The organism is Paenibacillus sp. RUD330, from assembly GCF_002243345.2.
Lineage (GTDB): Bacteria > Bacillota > Bacilli > Paenibacillales > Paenibacillaceae > Paenibacillus_O.
Window position 1 is genome coordinate 4,108,906 of the sequence record NZ_CP022655.2, and the last position, 14,942, is coordinate 4,123,847.

Genomic DNA, 14,942 nt, shown 5'->3' on the forward strand with positions numbered 1-14,942 from the left:
GGTCATTCCTATCCATGCCAGGTTGTCTCCTTGCCTTTTTCATCGGTCTTCATCGGGCCGTCCCGCATGGATGCGTTGTTCGGACAGCTTCCCCTACTTATAAAAAAGAGAAGGTTTTGTACGCGAGTTGTTCATCGTATCGTTCCCTCTGCCGTCCGCGTATTCTGCATCCGACCGGGCAGCAGCTTGCCGAAGCTGCTGTGTCGTGCCTTGAATAAAACTTCTGATTTTATGAATGTAGGAAAAAGCTTCCGTCGAGGAAGCTGAATGTCTGAGCAGTATTTGATGGCATAGATTAACAGCCGAGGACAGCGGAGCAAGCCACTCCGGTTGAATACGGCTTATTCGCGTTGACGTTGCTGGCAACGCGCACAAGGAAGCATAGCGGTATCGGATCGTATCATAGCTTTCCAGCAAATCCCATGCTGTACTTAAAAGCTGCGTCAGCAGGAAATTCGGACAGATCTGTTCGCCCTCATTTTCTACCGGCTTGCCCTTATCCGATCGGGCATGTTTGTTAAATGTCTCCGATTGCAAGAAGGAGTTGTAAAAATACGGATTGTAGATATGAATTCTCATGTCCGGTAGCGGCTTGGCCGCTTGTCGGACACCTCCTGTCCTTTCTCCTCAGACGCCGTTTCTCCCCTTCTCCCCTTCAGCTACGTTTTAGTATTCTTTTAAAATCTCTCTTAAACAATGAACAATCTCGTTCCGCTCCATGCTCCCGACTTCGCCGATCCGAGCCGCCAGTGCAGGAGCCATCCACTCTTCGACAGCCTTCCTTCCCATGCCGGACAGAAGCAAGTATTCTTTCATATACTCATCATGAAACAGCTTCCGCAGCACTCCCAGCAGCCAACCGGGAGCATCTGGCGGTACGGCATGAGAGAGCAGCATCATAGAGGTTCTGGCGATATCCGCCTCTTCATTCCCCACCAATGCATTTATCCAATCGATAATAACCGGCCCATTGGCAGATAGAATAATATTGCCTGGATGAAAATCGTAATGGCATAACTTGTTGCCTTCCGGCAGGTTTTTCACCCTCGAGAGCACGGCTTGCTTTTCGGCTTCGTTCAGAAGCGGAGCCGTTTGAATTTGATGAGAGAGCTCCCTTTTAAGATTGGGGTCAAACGGAACCTCGGCTTGGTGAATTTCAAACTGAAGCTGCGCCATCAGCCTGGCATAGCGGATAACGCTTGAGTCCGTCATCTCAATCCGGTTCAGCATCGTAGGACCGTCTATCCGTTCATAAATCAGACAGGTCTTGCCTTCAATTTCCACTAATCCACCGAAAGCCGGCGTTTTAAGACCTAAGGCTTGAACGGCTTCCGCATTCCGCGCTTCTTTTTCAGCCTCATGCCCGGAATGCTCGCGTTGATGAAGGATTTTGACGACTTCCGTGCGCCCCCAACGATAAACGTCGGCTGTGTTTCCTTTTCCAAGCAGTTCTCCAATTTTTTTCATATCCTTTTCCTTTCTTCAAGAACGATATTCGATTCGGATGCCTCTATATCGATCTATTCTTTTCGAAGCATCGTTCGCATCACCGATTACGGCAATGGAATGAGAACCGCTCCATTCCGCCTGGAATGCTTTCGTTGAAACAAGCACATTCCCCGAAAGATCTGATTCTGAGCCGCGCTTAAGGATGGACAGATGATAGCTGTAACCCGTTGTCGCTCCGCAATCCCGTCGGAATACGACCAGCTCCAAGCTGCCATTCGGCTGGAACGATCTATGGAGAATTTCATTTCCGCATATGCCGGATAAGAGACTTCCTCCCAGATGGCAGAGCCAGTAAACGGCAATGCCGAATAGGACGGCGGAACTAATGAAACTGATCCTCACAGCCCGCTTGTTGGTTTCTCTTTGTTGAAGTTTGACTTCCTGATCGGAAGGCCAATGGGAAAGATTCAACTGTGATTTCCTATCCAAGCTTTTCACTTTCCTTCCCAATCACATCTCTTGCTCCCATACCAAATAACGTCTCTTCGTTTCCATACCAACTATACCATTACCTAAAAATAACGATAATGACTAAATAAGGTTTTATTCGTTTTTTCTTTACATACAGCCTTTTCCCGTTCATACACGGTGCATTCCGGGACTTGCTGCGTACTTCCAAATACCCTTTTCGAGCGCCCCTCTGGCCGAACGATTTTCCTATTGACAGCGATGCCAAAGATTTCTTATGATGACTGGGCCAACCTTAATTTGAGGGCTATGCTTTTTAAACCAGATGGTTTAAGACAACCCCGGTTACTCCGCCATCGGAGAGAACCGGGGTTTATTTGTGCAGAGAGGAGGCTGCCTTTCCGGAATCGTCAAGGCCTTGACAGCATATGTAAGCGCTTCATATTAATCACTAGAAAGGCGGTTTTATTGATGAACGTAATGGTGAAACGAATCCTTGCGGGAGCGGCCATCGCCACAATGCTTGCGGGAGCACAGCTGACTCCTGCAGCACCGATGGGCATCGCTTCCGCCGCGCCGGACACGGCGGTCGGGAACAAGCAGAATTACAGCACGGACGTCATCTACCAGCTCTTCACGGACAGGTTCTCCGACGGCAATGCCGCCAACAATCCGACGGGAGCGGCCTTCAGCTCCGGTTGCGCCAACAAGCGTGTCTATTGCGGCGGCGACTGGCAAGGCATCGTCAACAAGATCAACGACAATTACTTTACCGGAATGGGCGTGACGGCGCTCTGGATTTCCCAGCCTGTGGAGAACATCTACTCCGTCATCAACTACTCCGGGGTGACCAATACCGCCTACCACGGCTACTGGGCCCGCGACTTCAAGAAGACGAACCCTGCCTTCGGCAGCTTCACGGACTTCCAGAACCTGATCAACGCCGCTCATGCGAAAGGCATCAAAGTCATCATCGACTTCGCGCCGAACCACACGTCGCCGGCCATGGAGACGGATACCTCCTTCGCGGAGAACGGCAAGCTCTACAACAACGGCGCGCTGCTCGGCGGATATACCAACGATACGAACGGCTTCTTCCACCATAACGGCGGCTCTGACTTCTCCACGCTTGAGAACGGCATCTACAAAAATCTGTATGATCTGGCGGATCTCGAGCAGAACAACAGCACGATCGACACCTACTTCAAGGATGCGATCAAGGTATGGCTCGATCTCGGCATTGACGGCATCCGCGTCGACGCGGCCAAGCATATGTCCATGGGCTGGCAGAAAAACTGGCTCGCCTCCATCTATGGGTACAAGCCGGTCTTCGTCTTCGGGGAATGGTTCATGGGATCGGCCGCCGCAGAGGCGGACAACACCAAGTTCGCCAACGAATCCGGAATGAGCCTGCTCGACTTCCGCTTCAACCAGGAAGTCCGCAGCGTCTTCCGCGACGGCACGGACACGATGTACGGCCTGGACGCCATGGTCGCGGCGACCGGCTCCGACTACGCGCAGGTATCCGATCAGGTCACATTCATCGACAACCATGACATGGAACGTTTCAAAACCGGTTCCTTGAGCAACCGCCGTCTCGAGCAGGCGCTGGCGTTCACGCTGACCTCGCGCGGCGTACCGGCGATCTACTACGGCACCGAGCAATATATGACGGGCGGAACGGATCCCGACAACCGCGCCATGATGCCGTCGTTCTCCACGACGACGACCGCATACAAGGTCAGCGGACTGCTGGGACCTCTGCGCAAATCCAATCCGGCTATCGCCTACGGCACGACCCAGCAGCGTTGGATCAACAACGACGTCTACATCTATGAGCGCAAATTCGGCAACAATGTCGCGGTCGTAGCCGTCAACCGCAACCTGTCCACGGCGGCATCCATCAGCGGCTTGGCCACCTCGCTTCCGGCGGGAACCTACAATGACGTTCTCGGCGGACTGCTCGGAGGCAACAGCGTTACGGCGGTATCCAGCGGAGCTGTCGGCACATTCACCCTGGCTGCGGGCGGTACGGCCGTATGGCAATATACGGCGGCGGCGACTGCTCCGGTCGTCGGCCATGCCGGCCCGGTCATGGGCAAGCCCGGCAATACCGTCACGATCGACGGCCGCGGCTTCGGCTCCTCCAAGGGCACCGTATACTTCGGCAGCACGGCCGTAACGGGAACCGGCATCGTCTCCTGGGAAGATACCCAGATCAAGGTCGCCGTTCCTTCCGTCGCCGCAGGCAGCTACGGAATCAAGATCCGCACCTCCGGAGCGGTCGACAGCAATGTGTACAACGGCTTCAACATCCTGACCGGCAATCAGGTCTCGGTCCGCTTCGTGGTGCAGAACGCCACGACGGCGCTGGGAGAGAACGTATACCTCTCCGGCAGCGTATCCGAGCTCGGCAACTGGGCTCCAGCCGCCGCCATCGGGCCGATCTTCAACAAGATCCTGTACGCTTACCCGACTTGGTATTATGATGTCAGCGTGCCGGCAGGCACCGCTCTCCAGTTCAAGTTCTTGAAGAAGAACGGAACGGCGGTCACTTGGGAAGGCGGCTCCAATCATACCTTCACGACTCCCGCTACCGGAACGGCGACGGTTGTTGTGAACTGGCAGTAGCTTTTCGGCAGACGAAAAAACCCGAAGGCCGGCTCCCCTGGGTCCGTACTTCGGGTCTTTCGTTTTATTCTAGAGCTTGACGAACTGTCCGGTTCTCTGGGATTCAAAGGCTGCCAGAATGACCTGCAGCGACTTCAAGCCCTCTTCCCCCGAAATTGCCGGAGGCGTGTTCGTCACGATGGAATCCACGAATGCATCGATGACTCCGCTCGGCACTTGCTTCTCGTTCGTCGCCATGGCGCCGACCTTGTAGGTTTCCACCAAGCCGTCGACAGGCTCGACGATGACCTCGTCGCCGTCCACCGTGCCGATCTTCATGACGCCGCGCTCGCACCACAGCACCGTGCTGTTGTCTCCGCCTTTGTACTGCGTCCAGCTTGCGACCAGCGTTCCGATCGCTCCGCCCTTCATGCGCAGAAGGCAGGCGGCGTTGTCATCGACATCCGTGCCTTCCTTGTCCAAGGTGCCGATGAAGCCGGCGACTTCCGCCACCTCGTCGTTCAGCAAATACCGGATGAAATCGGATTTATGCACGCCGAGATCGCCCATGGCGCCCATGATGGCTTCGTCCTTGCGGAAGAACCAGCTCTCCGCGCCGTCCACGCTCCAAGCCTCCGGCCCGGGATGGCCGAAGGAGGTGCGGAAGGTGAGCACCTTGCCGAGCTCTCCGGAATCCAGAATTTCCTTGGCTTTCACATGCGGAGGCATCAGGCGCTGGTTATGCCCGACCATCAGGAATACGCCGTTGCTCCGGGCGGCCTCGATCATCCGCTCCCCTTCCTCCTGAGTCGTAGCCATCGGCTTCTCGACCAGGACATGCTTGCCTGCGTTGGCGGCCGCAATCGCCATGGAGGCATGGAGATGGTTGGGCGTGCATACGCTCACCGCGTCCACGTCCGCCTTGGCGAGCAGCTCCTCGAAGGAAGCAAAGGCTTGGCCGCCATAAGTCTCGACCATGCTCTCGGCCCTCTCCAGAATAGGATCGGCGAATGCGACCAGCTCTACATTCCCGTTATCGGCATACTCCGGAATATGTCTGCGCTGGGCGATGGCGCCGCAGCCGATGACAGCGATTTTGATTTTGCTCATAGCTTCTCTTCCTCCTTAATTAGACGTTCAAGTAGTTGCTTTTCAGCCACTCGTAGCTGTTCGAGATGCTTTCCAGCGGAGGATTCTGGCAGACATCCTGCTCCACGATCAGCCACTGCACGCCCGCATCGGCCGCAGCCCCGATGACGGCAGGCAGATCGACGGTGCCTTGTCCCAGCTCCAGCGTTTTCATCTGTCCCTGCTCATCCGTGCTGAAATCCTTCAAATGCAGCAGCGGCAGGCGGCCGGCATAGCTGCCGATGTACTCGACCGGATTCCGGCCTGCGAATTGAACCCAGCATACGTCCATCTCGACCTGAACCGCTTCAGGTGCCGTCTCCTTGAACATGGCGTCGAAAGCGTTGTCGTCGCCGACTTGGCCATGGAATTCGAAATCATGATTGTGGTAGCCGAAGATCAAACCCTGCTTGCCGGCTTCAATGCCGAATCCCTGCAGCTCGGCGAACAGCCGGCTCCATTCCTCGCCGGTTTGGGGACGGTCCTCCGGCATCAGATAAGGGCAGATCATGTATTTGGCGCCGATCGCCTTCAGATAGTCGATTTCTTTTTGCAGATCCTCGCGCAGAGCTTGCAGGGATACGTGGCTGCTGAAGCCCTGCAGGCCCAGCTCGTCGAGCAGCGCTTTCATTTTATCGGCGCTCAGATCGCCATAACCGGCGAACTCGACGCCTTTGTAGCCAAGCTCCGCGACTTTGCGAAGCGTACCCTCGAAATCTCTGGCGGTTTCATCCCGCAGCGTGAACAATTGAAGTCCGATGTTAAGTTTTCCCATAATGGCAAGCTCCTCTGCAGACATGTTTTATCCTCTGGTTTCATTCTAGGGGATTAGAGCCTAAAATGAACATATACAATTTCGTTAGAACATGAACGATTTGCTCGGAATTCCAAGGGGAGGGTTTCTTTTTGGACACATCTTTGCTCATCTGCGACTATTCCAATCACTATAAACCCTTTACTCAGGACTTGAAGAGCGGGCTGCAGCATTACCTGTTCCGCCTTCAGACGGAAGGCGCCAGCCGGGTTTTCTCTGGCGGCCAGGAGCATATCCTGAACGGAGGCGATCTGCTGCTGCTCCGGCCAGGCGACGATTACCATCTCGTCGTGGAGGAGCCTTCAAGAAAGGGGCGCTTGTCTAGCGCAGATTATTACCTGTTTTGCCAAGGCTCCTGGATAGATCAGTGGTGGGATCGCAAGGTCCGCCCGACGGTCAGCCGGGTCGGCTCCGACGACAATCTGATCGGGTTGTGGCGCAGCCTTATGCTGGAGAAGCGCCGAGGCTCAATGGAAGGAAACGACGAGCTCAGGGACGTTCTTCTGCGCAGCCTCTGCCTGTCTATCGACCGTGCCATCGCCGAGAATGTCCAGACGGACCGCAAGGGCATGGCGACACTGAAAATCAAGAGATTCATCGAAGAGCATGCCATGGCCACCTTCAAGCTGGAGGAAGCAGCCGCTTACGGAGGCCTCAGCTTGTCGCGGGCCGTGCGGCTGTTCAAGGAGCATTATGGCAAGACCATGATCCAGTATGCGATCGAAATCCGCCTCAATGCCGCCGTGGAGCAGATCAAGTACAGCGAGCTTAAACTGGAGCAGATCGCCGAGGCTTGCGGCTTCGCCAGCTACTCTTATTTTCACCGGGTGTTTCGCGCCCGCTTCGGCATCTCGCCCTACCTTTATCGCTCCCGGCAGTCGCTGGCCGGATTGGAGCCCGAACGGAATTAGAGTTTTGAGGGTCCAATTTACAACCGTTGATCTAAAAATTCATCGTACAGATGCAAAGAATGAATTGAAGATAAAGAAGGCTGCCGAGCTTTCCCCGGCAGCCTCAGCCGGATTCGCTCGGTACGGTTTCTTACTTTTTTAAGAAGGCTATGTTTATCTTGACTGATGATATTTGAACACTGCTAACAAGCTAAACGGAGGAACGGCCAGGAATTTTTAATTTGTGGAGGTGAAATATGGACTACAATTCACGGAAGGAAGCGGTGTTTGAGACGAAAAGATTGCCTAACGATACCATAGCGGCGGGTCGTCGTCATACCGTTGGTCTTAAAACTGACGGAATGGTAGTGGCTGTGGGTGATAATAAATACGGTCAATGTAGTGTAAGCGATTGGTGCCATATCGTCGCGGTTGTTGCTGGCAATGTTCATATGGCAACGAACACCGGTAATGCTCATACAATCGGCCTTAAATCTGACGGTACGGTGACAGCTGTGGGATGGAACAGACATGGACAATGCGATGTCAACGACTGGCGCGATATTGCAGCAGTTTCGGCAGGCTGGTGCCGTACCATTGGAGTTAAATCGGATGGCACGGTGGTGGCTGTAGGTCGAAATAATGAAGGTGAATGCGATGTAAGCGGATGGCATGATATTGTAGCGGTTACGGCGGGTGACTGGCATTCAGTCGGTCTAAAATTAGACGGAACGGTAACGGCTGTGGGTAATAATAAGTATCGCCAGTGCAATGTAATCGGCTGGCGCAACATGGTGGCTCTCTCGGCGGGGTATCTTCATACTGTTGGGCTTAAATTGGATGGCGCGGTTTCGGCTGTCGGTTGGAATAAGCATGACCAATGCAATGTAGGCGACTGGCGCAATATTGTAGCAGTTTCGGCAGGTAGTTATCATACCGTGGGTCTTAAATCTGACGGTACGGTGGTGGCTGTGGGTTTGAATAAGCATGACCAATGCGATGTAAGTGGTTGGCACGACATTAAGGCTGTTGCGGCGGGGTGTGCCCATACTCTCGGACTTAAATCGGACGGTACGGTGGTGGCTGTGGGTGATAATGATTATGGACAATGTGATGTAAGCGGATGGAGCAGCATCCAACAATAAACCGCCCTTAACAGGGCGGTTATATTTTTGGCTGGCAATCAGCATTGAGATTTAACCTAGCCATAAAGAATGAGGAAGATCAACGCTTCCCCAAGTATCCGTACAAATAAGGGCTGCAACTATAAACCTCCCTGTCCGGGCCAGCTTCAAGCTGCGACTATCGTCTCGACGTGATTTCCTTCTTGTTCTCAAGCCGGCTCTATTCCCTTAGATTGTGTTCCTTTTCATATTCCATCGCTCTCTCCGCGAGCGCTTTTTTATATCTTGCCAGTGCATGCGGGAAATAAAGCTCGATCAACAAAATAAGGCTGCCCCCAATCATAAACAGGATGGAGACAAGGTTGGCCGCATAACCTCCTGTTTCTCGCAACGCTGTTCCATATTTCCCCGGAGGTGTCGACCATGCCGTAGTGTGGGGAAGATGCATGGCCGCCGCAAGATGCACCCCTAAATAAAGCAGCACTCCGCTGAACAGAATAAATCCGCCTGCAAGAATCCTTTTCACCCCATCCACAACCTTTCCGAATAGACTATCCCTTCTTTATCCTATTCCGGCACGTCTCTGTTTCTTTCTCAACAATCGGATTTGTCCCCTATGATTGAGCTCATCTTCAAAAACATGAAACCAGTGAAAGTAATGGTTCGACGGCTTATGATTCAATGGCTTTTCGATATCCAACCAGCTATCCTCTCTCGTTCGAAAACAATCCAAGGTTTTGGACCGTTCTTCTTTCAGCAAATCTAAATAATAGGCTAGGTCCTTTCCTTTAACCTGCTCTCTGCCCAGCTCACCGAGCTTTAATCCCGGATCCCAGAATTGCTTCTCTTCCAGATTGAGATTCCTTTCCTCAAAGGTCCATGTCCGGTAAAAAAACTCCATGGAGGCGATATGAAACAATAACGCCCCGATGGAATTGCTGTCATCATCGTCTAGATGATCCAATTGACGGATGGATAGATCCTTGACGCTATCATGCGTCGTGCATCGAGCGTAGTTCATCATGGAAATGAGTCTGCCGATTTGAGGCGAATAGCCTTCCACTTCCGAAATTAGATAAGCGTCCAAGATGTTCACCTCCCCTTAGCCATTATACAATATTAGGAAGTGATTACTTTATCTATAGAGAATATTCAGCCTTATGCCTCTCAAAACGGCATCATTCCACAACTAAAGGGAGGATTTTCTATGGCTCTGCTAGGAGGACTATTTGGAAACCACTCTGCGGTCTCCGTGCAGGAGCTTCAAAATCAGTACGGAGCGTTAAAACTCCAAGCCCGGAAGAGGCTCCGCATGCCCGCCTTCTTTTTTGAACAGCTCCAGGAAGTTTTGGGGCCGTGTTGGACAAACGATGGTTTTTCAGCCATATGATTCCTAGCGGAGAAGACATTCCAGCTGCAGGTGAGATTTTGTGTGCGTGGATGGCGCTGCCACGATGCCGATTCAGCAGCGTTTCCGGAACAATGGAAGAGCAGGAGCCGGAGGAAACCATATCCATCAGCAGCCCGATGTCGGAGCATATGGTCTTGCTGCAAGCCTCCTGTTCCGCTGAAGCCATTGCAAGAAGATCGGCATGTATGGCCACGATATTTAAAGGAAGAATTGTTTCCGGCTCTGTGTAGAGTCGTTTTCCGAATGGATGGAATCTCCGAAAAAAAATGACGGCATGAGTCAAGGAACCGGCACCGAATAAGCCGCAGGTCCGGCCTCACTATCTGCGTGAGTCGGCGCTGCGGCTTATACGAGTTATTTAAATTCAGCTATCTCTCCCCGTGCTCTTCGCAACCATCTCATATCCAGCATGCCGCCGCTCATTGATGCTTCTATTGCTTTTTCTCCCAGATATCTTTTTTTCCAAAAGCTGAAAAGAGGGTCCTTGGAAGAGGAATAAAATGAATACGCGCAAAGAGCCAGGCATGCGCCGCCGGGTAAATCCAATCATTCCGCTTCCGCCATCTATGACTTTTACCGTTGAAACATTGTGCAAGGAACCGGCCTGACTAGAGAGGATTTTTTGCATCCAGGGGGTTAAAAGTCTTTTGATTTGAGGGCAATTCGACAGCTCGTTCGGTTCCAGGACAGGCACTTGGAATCCGCTTACAGTCCAATCAAAAATGATTTCAGGTATACTATTCGTACAATGCATGTTGTGCGTCTTTTCGACAACTTATGACATCATTTTACATAAGAAGATATTGCCATTTTAACATATTCTAGTGAGGGTGAACATGCTGATTAGGAAGAAATACCTATAGGATGTCTTTCAAATGTTCGCCCACGTAATCCGATGCGGTCTTTTTGAGCTGGTTCACCGTGTGCAGATATCGTTGCGTCGTATTCATATGGGAATGCCCCAGCATCTCCTGCACTTGCTGCAAGCTCGCCCCGCTCAATAGAGCCAGCGTTGCATTCGTATGCCTTAACCAGTGAGGCGTCACTTTCTTGGTCAGCCCGCTGGCGTCGCGGGCGTTTCCGATGATCTTCTCCACCCATCTGGCCGATATCGGAAACACTCGATGCCCTTCCTCCATGACGTCCTTCGGGTAAAAAGACCTGTATTGGCCTAATACATCCCATAACACACCGGGGACTTTGATCTCGCGAATCTTGTCCCCTTTCCCCTTTTTGACGGTCAGCCAGACGGACGATTCCAGCGGATCCGTATGGAAATCCTCCCACCTCATGGCGACCAGCTCGGATACCCTCAGACCAAGCATGGCAAGCGATAATCCCAGCGCATAGTTCCGAATCCCTTGCTTTTTCAGCTGCCGAAACAGGATGGAGAGCTCTCGTTTAGTCAAATAATGCTGGGCGCTTGTTATTTGAACCTTTGGATTTTTGGTGTTCGCCGTAGGGTTGTCTTTCATCATTCCGATCTGGGGGTGGCAGCACCATCGGAACAAAGAACGCAGCGCGGACAGGATGCCTGCGACCGTAGCCGGTTCATAGGGCCTGCCTGTTTCCGCATTGATTTCCTTCATTAGCCGCAGCTTGAAGGCTTCGATTTCTCTCCAGGTCACGTCGCGAAGCGGAGCGTACGAAGTATAGGCTCTGAACATCTCAATCGCTTTTTTATAGTTTCTATGAGTAAAACGCGAGCTGCTGCAAGTTTCTAAAAATATGGCGATCAGTTGCTCATCGGTGAGCTCTTCGGCGTTTTTTTTCTTCGTCAACAGAGATAAATGCGGATCTTGGCCCGGAATCGTAATCATGCTCGGGTTTCCACCAACTTCCATTTTCGCTTCGCACAACATGCATTGTACGAACTTATCATAACTCGTCGCTCGGCATTTTAGACAGACTCATTATTCCGTCTTTTTAAGGCAGGTGGCGTTGCATGGATTTAGATGAAGAAGCTTTGATTGAATTGATTGAATCGACAAGGGATCGTCTGCTGGAGGTCTATCAGATCCACCCTACTTTTCTGCATCCGCTAGTCATTCAATACAGCACGGAATTGGACAGGCTGCTGGATCTGTATATGCACAAAACCCAGACTGCGCCGAGCCATACACCCAGAGGAGGTACGTAAATGCCGTTTGTTCATCGCCCTTTTCATTCTTACCTGTGGGGGAGCCTATTTCTATGCCTTGCCGTAATTTCTCTGGGAGAATGGCTGATTCCTGCGCCCGGCTCCCAGATGGTCTGGCTGATTTTCTTGATTCCGATCTTTGTCTTTTCCTATGAATTCGGTTATAAGGGCGGGATATCGTTCACCTTCATCGGCCTCCTCTGCGAAGTGCTGATTACTTGGAATGATTTCACGGACGGAGATCTCCGTGCCTCCCAGCTGATTCGGATCTTTGAAGCCATGATTGTCCTGCTGGCTTTTGCGGTCGCGATCAGCGCCCTTGCCCATCGCCTGCATAAAAAGCGCAAAAGACTGGAGCAGATGGATTTCCGCGATCCTTTGACCAACCTTTACAACCGTACCGCCATCCAGTTGGAGCTTGTGCGTCTCGTCGATGCGGGCCGCGCCCATCCGCCGACGATATCCTGCATCTTCATCGATGTCGATGATTTCAACTATATCAACGATACCTTCGGCCACGATGTTGGCGATGAATGCCTCAAAGAAATCGCCTTGAGACTGCGAGAGGAGCTTCCGGAAAACTCGCAGCTGTGCGCCAGACTTGGCGGAGACGAATTCATCGTCGTCCTCCTCGATTGCGAAAAAAAACAAGCGGAGGAATGGGCTCGAAACCTGATCTCAACATTGTCGGGCTACACTTACCTGCACTCGCTGAATCCGACCTTCAGCGCGGGGATTTCCAATTACCCTGCTGACTGCCAGTCCGTCACCGAGATTTTCCAGCACTCGGATATCGCGATGTACCAAGCCAAGCGCGAAGGCAAAAACCGGGTCCGGACGTATATCAAGGAAAACAAGCTTGAGCTGCTCAGCGACATGCGGATGGAGCAGGAGCTGCGCGCATCCTGGAGCAGGCGGGACTTCCAGCTTGTCTATCAGCCGCAAGCCGAGGTAGCCTCAGGAAAAATAATCGGCCTGGAAGCGCTGCTGCGCTGGGACCATCCGGAATACGGAAGCATACCTCCCGATACCTTCATCCCCATTCTCGAGCGTACCGATCTCATCGTGCCGATCGGCGAATGGGTGCTCCTCGAAGCATGCCGCATGGGCAGATTCTGGCAGAGAGCGGGCTTTCATGATTTGCGGATGGCCGTCAATATTTCCCCGGTCCAGCTGAAGGAGCCTCTGTTCGCTTCGGCCGTCAGCAACGCGCTGCGCCTTACTACCCTGTCCCCGCAATCGTTGGAGCTCGAGATTACCGAGAGGATCGCCATGATCCACAGCGAGACCTGCATCCAGAAGCTCCTGGAGCTGAAGGACATCGGCATCCGGCTCGCGATGGACGACTTCGGCAGCGGGTACTCGTCCTTGAATTATTTGATCCGTTATCCCCTCGATAGGATCAAGCTGGACAAGGAGTTCGTGCAGGCCTTGAACGATTCGGCCAATGACGCCGTATTGTTCGAATCCCTGATCGGTCTCCTGCATCGCTTGAATCTGAGCGTAGTGGCCGAGGGAGTCGAAACGCAGGAGCAGCTTCAATTCTGCAAGCTTCACGCATGCGATTTTGTCCAAGGATACTTGATCGGACGACCGATGAACGCAGAGCAGCTGGCGCATTATTTTCACGGAATGCTCGAACAGCCGTCAATAAGGGAAGGACATGAAAGGACTGGACATGAACATTCTGCCGGCAAGCTCGAGGCATCGACGCCGGTTCTACATAGAAATGAAGTCACTTGCTAGGGGGGAGAAGCTCGGTTCCCCACAACTCTGCACGGAAACCCCCTCCTCGCTGACCGAGACAAATGCAGGCTGTACAAGCCAAAAAAACCGCAAGGACGGACATGTGACATGTCCATCCTTGCGGAATCCGGTCTGGCCGCTCTCCGATTCTCCTTGCGACCCTCAGCCTCTCGTTCCCTTTCATACTCCTGCGTCTCTTTTTATTGGTTCGATCCCTTACTTTTGCGCGCTCAGGCTTTCCAGCTTCTCGATCTGCTTCTCATAGAGCGGGAGCAGCTTGGCAAGCGCTTCCTTGATCGCTGCTGCATCCTTGGATTCGGCGGCCTTGTCCAATTCGATCCGGGCATTGAAGAACCCGGATTCGGCCGAAGACGATGAAGTGACGCTGCTCCACGGAACTTGTACCGGGGAGGCCTCTCCCGCCGAATCGGCGATAACTTTTTCGGCTTGAAGGGCCGGCACGGCGATTACGGCGCTTTTGCCCTCCTTGCCGCTTGGCTCGGAGTCCTCCAGCCCCCGGATGGCAAAGCTCGTCTGGCCGGATTCCGGGCCTTCAAGCTTGAAGGCCGCCGTGCCGGATGGCGATATGACCGCCGGCTGGGTCCGGATCGTGAAGGAAACGCCGTCCTTCGTCGACTGGAATTCTCCGCCGCCTGCCGGGACGAGGGCAGCTGCCTCGCCGGACTTCAGCGTCACGGTATCGGCCTGAACGGCTGAGGCTCCGCTCTTGGCCAGCTTTTTCATGGCGGAGTCGTACTTGTCCAGCGTCTCCTTCCAGGCGTCCGCCGTTTCCGGGGCATACTGGCGGGCAAGCTCCAGCGGATCGGCGAGCTTGATCGCCTTCATCGTCGCGACAGCTTTATCCGACGTGGATGCTGCGGTGACTGCCTCTGCCGACAGGACGGCTGCCTTGCCGGCCGTTGCGGGCTTGCTGCCAGCTCCAGCCTTTTCCAGGGAAGCGGCATACTGCTTGGTCAGCGTCGGGCTGATCGCGGCATTGGCCGCAACCGGGCTTGCCACGGCGGCGAGCAGGACGGCTGACAGGGCGACACGGCTGGCGATTTGGTTTCGTTTCATGGTTGAACACTCCTTGGGATATGGGATGGCTGGTACCGTTCCCACTTTACGCCGAGGGTGTGGCAGCCGATTGGTGAATTTGTGG

Annotated in this window: 14 protein-coding genes; 6 read left to right on the top strand and 8 right to left on the bottom strand. The window is 53.3% G+C overall.

Going from position 1 to position 14,942, the window contains the following annotated elements:
* Positions 1-93 precede the first annotated feature (93 nt).
* The gene (locus tag CIC07_RS18875; RefSeq protein ID WP_157741947.1) at positions 94-579 is read right to left on the bottom strand and encodes a hypothetical protein; all 486 of its coding nucleotides are present in this window, start codon (positions 577-579) and stop codon (positions 94-96) included.
* An 87-nt stretch (positions 580-666) separates the two neighbouring features.
* Positions 667-1,467 carry a phosphotransferase family protein gene (locus CIC07_RS18880; RefSeq protein WP_076353922.1) on the bottom strand — a complete coding sequence of 267 codons (801 nt, stop codon included), beginning with the start codon at positions 1,465-1,467 and terminating at the stop codon, positions 667-669.
* Between the two features lie 969 nt (positions 1,468-2,436).
* Here CIC07_RS18880 and CIC07_RS18885 point away from each other — a divergent pair.
* Positions 2,437-4,548: an alpha-amylase family glycosyl hydrolase gene (locus CIC07_RS18885; RefSeq protein WP_076356766.1), complete on the top strand. Its 2,112-nt coding sequence runs from the start codon at positions 2,437-2,439 to the stop codon at positions 4,546-4,548.
* Between the two features lie 69 nt (positions 4,549-4,617).
* On the opposite strand, the gene CIC07_RS18890 is transcribed toward CIC07_RS18885, so the two are convergent.
* Both CIC07_RS18890 and CIC07_RS18895 read right to left on the bottom strand, forming a co-directional pair.
* Positions 4,618-5,637, bottom strand: a complete 1,020-nt coding sequence (locus tag CIC07_RS18890; RefSeq protein WP_076353920.1) for a Gfo/Idh/MocA family protein — start codon at positions 5,635-5,637, stop codon at positions 4,618-4,620.
* Positions 5,638-5,656: 19 nt separating this feature from the next.
* Complete coding sequence (locus CIC07_RS18895; protein WP_076353918.1) at positions 5,657-6,430, bottom strand: sugar phosphate isomerase/epimerase family protein; 774 nt, start codon at positions 6,428-6,430, stop codon at positions 5,657-5,659.
* Positions 6,431-6,561: 131 nt separating this feature from the next.
* Here CIC07_RS18895 and CIC07_RS18900 point away from each other — a divergent pair, with 131 nt between their 5' ends.
* Both CIC07_RS18900 and CIC07_RS18905 read left to right on the top strand, forming a co-directional pair.
* Positions 6,562-7,380 (top strand): helix-turn-helix domain-containing protein, encoded by an 819-nt coding sequence (locus CIC07_RS18900; protein WP_076353916.1) that lies wholly within the window; start codon positions 6,562-6,564, stop codon positions 7,378-7,380.
* 236 nt (positions 7,381-7,616) lie between these two features.
* Positions 7,617-8,504 carry an RCC1 domain-containing protein gene (locus tag CIC07_RS18905; protein ID WP_076353914.1) on the top strand — a complete coding sequence of 296 codons (888 nt, stop codon included), beginning with the start codon at positions 7,617-7,619 and terminating at the stop codon, positions 8,502-8,504.
* A gap of 199 nt (positions 8,505-8,703) precedes the next feature.
* Here CIC07_RS18905 and CIC07_RS18910 read toward each other — a convergent pair whose 3' ends face one another.
* The gene (locus CIC07_RS18910; protein WP_094248191.1) at positions 8,704-9,009 is read right to left on the bottom strand and encodes a hypothetical protein; all 306 of its coding nucleotides are present in this window, start codon (positions 9,007-9,009) and stop codon (positions 8,704-8,706) included.
* Positions 9,010-9,045: 36 nt separating this feature from the next.
* On the bottom strand, positions 9,046-9,579 hold the full coding sequence (locus CIC07_RS18915) for a mycothiol transferase (RefSeq protein WP_234992861.1): 534 nt from the start codon (positions 9,577-9,579) through the stop codon (positions 9,046-9,048).
* A 260-nt stretch (positions 9,580-9,839) separates the two neighbouring features.
* Between CIC07_RS18915 and CIC07_RS18920 the strand changes: the two genes are divergently transcribed.
* On the top strand, positions 9,840-10,124 hold the full coding sequence (locus CIC07_RS18920) for a hypothetical protein (protein ID WP_157741948.1): 285 nt from the start codon (positions 9,840-9,842) through the stop codon (positions 10,122-10,124).
* 627 nt (positions 10,125-10,751) lie between these two features.
* Here the strand turns inward: CIC07_RS18920 and CIC07_RS18925 are convergent.
* Positions 10,752-11,714 carry a tyrosine-type recombinase/integrase gene (locus tag CIC07_RS18925; RefSeq protein ID WP_076353910.1) on the bottom strand — a complete coding sequence of 321 codons (963 nt, stop codon included), beginning with the start codon at positions 11,712-11,714 and terminating at the stop codon, positions 10,752-10,754.
* Between the two features lie 125 nt (positions 11,715-11,839).
* On the opposite strand from CIC07_RS18925, the gene CIC07_RS18930 reads away from it, so the two are divergent.
* Positions 11,840-12,034: an aspartyl-phosphate phosphatase Spo0E family protein gene (locus tag CIC07_RS18930; protein ID WP_076353908.1), complete on the top strand. Its 195-nt coding sequence runs from the start codon at positions 11,840-11,842 to the stop codon at positions 12,032-12,034.
* Positions 12,035-13,780 carry an EAL domain-containing protein gene (locus tag CIC07_RS18935; protein ID WP_076353906.1) on the top strand — a complete coding sequence of 582 codons (1,746 nt, stop codon included), beginning with the start codon at positions 12,035-12,037 and terminating at the stop codon, positions 13,778-13,780.
* A gap of 216 nt (positions 13,781-13,996) precedes the next feature.
* Here CIC07_RS18935 and CIC07_RS18940 read toward each other — a convergent pair whose 3' ends face one another.
* Positions 13,997-14,857: a hypothetical protein gene (locus CIC07_RS18940; protein ID WP_076353904.1), complete on the bottom strand. Its 861-nt coding sequence runs from the start codon at positions 14,855-14,857 to the stop codon at positions 13,997-13,999.
* Between the last annotated feature and the right edge of the window lie 85 nt (positions 14,858-14,942).